The sequence below is a fragment of the Inquilinus limosus MP06 genome (genome assembly GCF_000767795.1).
GTDB classification, from domain to species: Bacteria; Pseudomonadota; Alphaproteobacteria; order DSM-16000; family Inquilinaceae; genus Inquilinus; species Inquilinus limosus_E.
In genome coordinates, this window is the sequence record NZ_JANX01000724.1 from 1 (window position 1) to 2,612 (window position 2,612).

Annotated in this window: 3 protein-coding genes; 2 read left to right on the forward strand and 1 reads right to left on the reverse strand. The window is 71.7% G+C overall.

Going from position 1 to position 2,612, the window contains the following annotated elements:
• Positions 1-148 precede the first annotated feature (148 nt).
• Entirely contained in the window at positions 149-502 is a 354-nt protein-coding gene (locus tag P409_RS31460) for an amidohydrolase family protein (protein WP_052121622.1), read from the forward strand.
• A gap of 42 nt (positions 503-544) precedes the next feature.
• On the opposite strand, the gene P409_RS31465 is transcribed toward P409_RS31460, so the two are convergent.
• On the reverse strand, positions 545-1,477 hold the full coding sequence (locus P409_RS31465) for a LysR family transcriptional regulator (RefSeq protein WP_052121623.1): 933 nt from the start codon (positions 1,475-1,477) through the stop codon (positions 545-547).
• Positions 1,478-1,693: 216 nt separating this feature from the next.
• On the opposite strand from P409_RS31465, the gene P409_RS31470 reads away from it, so the two are divergent.
• Positions 1,694-2,612 (forward strand): ABC transporter substrate-binding protein (locus tag P409_RS31470; RefSeq protein ID WP_034847801.1); only part of this gene is annotated, 919 nt, incomplete at its 3' end.

Genomic DNA, 2,612 nt, shown 5'->3' on the forward strand with positions numbered 1-2,612 from the left:
GCGCCGCGGCCGGCGTGCCGATGCTCAGCCATGACGATGCCGATCTCGCGGCCCGGGCGCGCTACCGGGCGCTGGGCGCGCGCATCGCGGAGTTCCCCTGGCCCGCGCGGTCGCCGCCGATGCCCGGGCCCGGGGCGAGCATGTCGTCATGGGCGGGCCCAACGTGCTGCGCGGCGGCAGCCACAAGGCGGGCAACCCCGCGGCGGCCGAGCTGGTGGGCGCGGGCCTGTGCAGCATCCTGACCTCGGACTACTACTACCCGGCCCCGCTGCATGCGGCCTTCCGCCTGGCGGGTGAGGGGGCGCTGCCGCTGGAGCGCGCCTGGGACCTCGTCGCCGCCAACCCGGCCGAGGCGCTGGGCCTCGCCGATCGCGGCCGGATCGAGGTCGGCCGCCGCGCCGACCTGCTGCTGGTCGATCCCGGGGCAGGCGGGACGCCGCAGCCCGATGTCGTCGCCACCCTGGTGGAGGGCCGCCGGGCCTTCGTCGCGACGGAGGGGTGACGCCCGTTCCGCGACGATCGCTTCACGTCCCCGGCCGGGGGCTCACCCGCACGCGGCCCGCCCGGTCGCGGCGATATCTTGCGCCAGGCTCTGCAACTGCCGGCCCAGCTCCGTCGCGAGCACCTTGATGTGCGGGGCCGCCGACCGATCGCGGTGCACGAACAGCCCGATCTCGCTGCCCGCCAGCCCGGGCTCCATCAGCGGTACGCAGACCAGCTCGCCGTTGCGGATCTCGTCGACGAATCCCGTCGGCGTGAAGAAGCCGATGCCGAGGCCGGATCGCATCGCCGCCTTCATCACGGTCAGCGAGTTCGACAGGATGCGGGCGCTGAACTGGGCACCGCTGTGGATGAACTCGCTCTCTGACACCGCGTCCAGCAGCCAGGGGTCGTTCAGCATCACCACCGGATAGTCGGCGCATTGCGTCAGGGTGACGCCGTTCAGCGAGGCCAGCGGGTGGTCCGGCCGCATGATCGCGCCCAGCGCCGTGCGCAGCCGGGCCGCCAGCTCGTAGCTGCGCTGGCGCCGGTCGATGAACAGCAGCGCCACGTCCGGCCGGCCGGCCCGCATCTCCTCGACATGCTCGGCCGGGTCGGCGTCGATGACGCGGAAGGTGACGTGCGGGTGCTGCGCCGCCACCGCCTCGATCGCCCGCGGCACCACCCGCACCAGCAGCGACGGGATCGCCACGATCCGCACCTCGCCATGCAGGTCGCCGGACAATGCCGCGATGTCGCTGCAGGTGCGTTGCCACTCCGCCAGGGTGTGCCGCGCATGGCGCAGCAAATGCTCGCCGGCCGGGGTCAGGCGGACGCCGTTGCCGCGCCGCTCGAACAGCGCGGCGCCGATCTCCGCCTCCAGCTTCAGGATCTGCCGGTTGACGGCGGAGGAGGCGACGTTCAGCGCCTCCGCCGCCCGCCGGATCGAGCCCAGCCGCGCGACATGGTCGAGATAGCGCAGCACCACCGCATGCATGCCGGTCGTCCCCCGAAAACCCGTCCCCGGGTGATGCCGAAAAGGCATCACCTCGCGCGAAATTCTATTCTTCCGAAGCGCGCCGAAGCACTCCTAAAGTTGTGGATCCGAGCGCGGACGCGTCGCCCCAGGAAGCCACGACGAGCGACACCGCCAAGAGCCGCATCGGCAGGGAAGCTCCGGGTCCAACGCGACCCCGAAGAAGGAGATGGCTTCATGGCGACGACGCTCTCCGCCAGCCGGCGATACGTGCTGAAGGCCGGCCTGGCGCTGGCCGGCGGGCTGGCCTGTCCCACGGTGATCCCCGGCCCCGCGCGGGCCGCGACCGGTACCCGCGCGGTGAACATGCAGCTCGGCTGGCTGGCGAACGACAACCAGCTCGGCGAGATCGTGGCCAAGCGCCTCGGCTATTTCGAGGAGGAGAAGATCGACTTCGCGATCCAGCCGGGCGGGCCCAGCATCGACGGTGTCGCCATCGTCGCCTCCGGCCGGTTCGAGATCGGCCAGGTCTCCTCCAGCCCCTCGCTGCTGCTGGCGGCGTCGCAGGGCATCCCGGTGAAATGCTTCGCGGTCGGGGCGCAGCAGCACCCCTACAGCTTCTTCTCGCTGCCGGCGGCGCCGGTCCGCGCGCCGCAGGACATGGTCGGGAAGAAGGTCGGGGTCCAGGCCACCGGCCGGATCCTGCTCTCGGCCCTGCTGCGCAAGCACGGCATCGCGGAAGGCGATGTCGAGGTCGTGGTCATCGGCGCCGACATGTCGCCGCTGCTGACCGGCCAGGTCGACTGCATCACCGGGTGGGAGACCAACCGCACCGCGCTCAAGGTGCTGGGCCCCGATAGGATCACCATGCGGCTATGGGACCAGGGTGTGCGCCTCTACGCCATGCCTTACTACGCCACGGCCGAGACGATCGAGGGCCAGGGCGACCTCTTGGCCGGCTTCCTGCGCGCCGCCGGCCGCGGCTGGCAGTACGCGCGCCAGAACCCGGAGCAGGCGGTCGACCTGTTCCTGCAGGAATATCCCGACGCGGTGCGCGAGGACGAGCTGGCGGCCTGCAGGACCCTGCTCGACTACGTCTTCACCGAGAAGACCAAGCAGGACGGCTGGGGCTGCTTCGACCCCGCGGTGTGGCAGG